Below are 1,250 nucleotides of genomic sequence, written 5' to 3' on the forward strand. Positions count from 1 at the left end.
ATACCACTTAGCTATAAAAAGTGGATATGCTCGCGAATCGAATAAGGAATGAATTTGCATAGAAATGCAAACTTTCGCACTAAGGACATAAATGTATGGGTGAAAAATGATCAAATGTTTAGCGGGAATCTTACGGAGCAATGGCTGAACGTTATCTTGTTTGCAATAAGGTCTAAATGAAGCTTTTGTTTCTTGCTCTAGTACCGCGCCATTGTTAAAGTTACGCGATAATTATATTCATAAATTCTTCAGGTTGAATTCCTTCCATGCTTAAGAAACTACGAGGCATGTTTTCAAGTGATCTGTCGATCGATTTGGGGACTGCAAATACACTTATTTATGTGCGCGAACGCGGCATAGTTTTAGATGAACCTTCTGTTGTCGCGATTAGAAATTCGGGCGCTCAAAAAAGTGTTGCTGCGGTGGGTGCCGAAGCAAAACGAATGCTTGGTCGTACCCCCGGAAACATCACTGCAATTCGTCCGTTAAAGGATGGTGTGATTGCAGATTTCGTAGTAACTGAAAAAATGCTTCAGCATTTTATTCATAAGGTTCACGAGAATAGTTTTATTACGCCGAGTCCGCGCGTGTTGGTCTGTGTACCAAGTCGTTCTACAAAAGTTGAACAAAAAGCGATTCGTGAATCTGCATTAGGTGCCGGTGCACGTGAAGTGTATTTGATCGAAGAGCCTATGGCTGCAGCGATTGGTGCAGGATTACCTGTGGAAGAGGCGAGTGGTTCGATGGTCGTTGATATCGGTGGTGGTACAACTGAAATCGCGATTATCTCATTGAACGGTATCGTCTATGCAGATTCGGTTAAAGTCGGTGGCGACCGCTTTGACGAAAATATTGTGACTTATGTGCGTCGCAACTACGGTAGTTTAATTGGTGATGCGACAGCAGAGCGTATTAAACAAGAGATTGGTTGTGCTTACGAAGGCTTGGAAATTCGTGAAATCGACGTGCGTGGACGTAACCTAGCTGAAGGTGTTCCTCGTGGATTTACTTTAAATAGTGACGAAATCTTAGAAGCGTTACAAGAATCTCTAGCTGCAATTGTTCAAGCTGTGAAAGGCGCGCTTGAGCAATCTCCACCAGAGCTTGCTTCAGACATTGCTGAACGAGGAATCGTACTAACTGGCGGTGGTTCACTACTTCGCGGTCTTGATCGTTTGTTAAGCGAAGAGACTGGCTTACCAGTTATCGTTGCTGAAGATCCGTTGACATGTGTTGCTCGTGGCGGCGGT

1 protein-coding gene is annotated in these 1,250 nt (G+C 43.9%); it reads left to right on the forward strand.

The annotated features are described in order from the left end of the window. Positions 1–266: 266 nt before the first annotated feature. Positions 267–1,250, forward strand: a 984-nt coding sequence (locus A3762_RS21550) for a rod shape-determining protein (protein ID WP_068757575.1), incomplete at its 3' end; no start/stop codon positions are given.

This window comes from Oleiphilus sp. HI0125 (genome assembly GCF_001635355.1).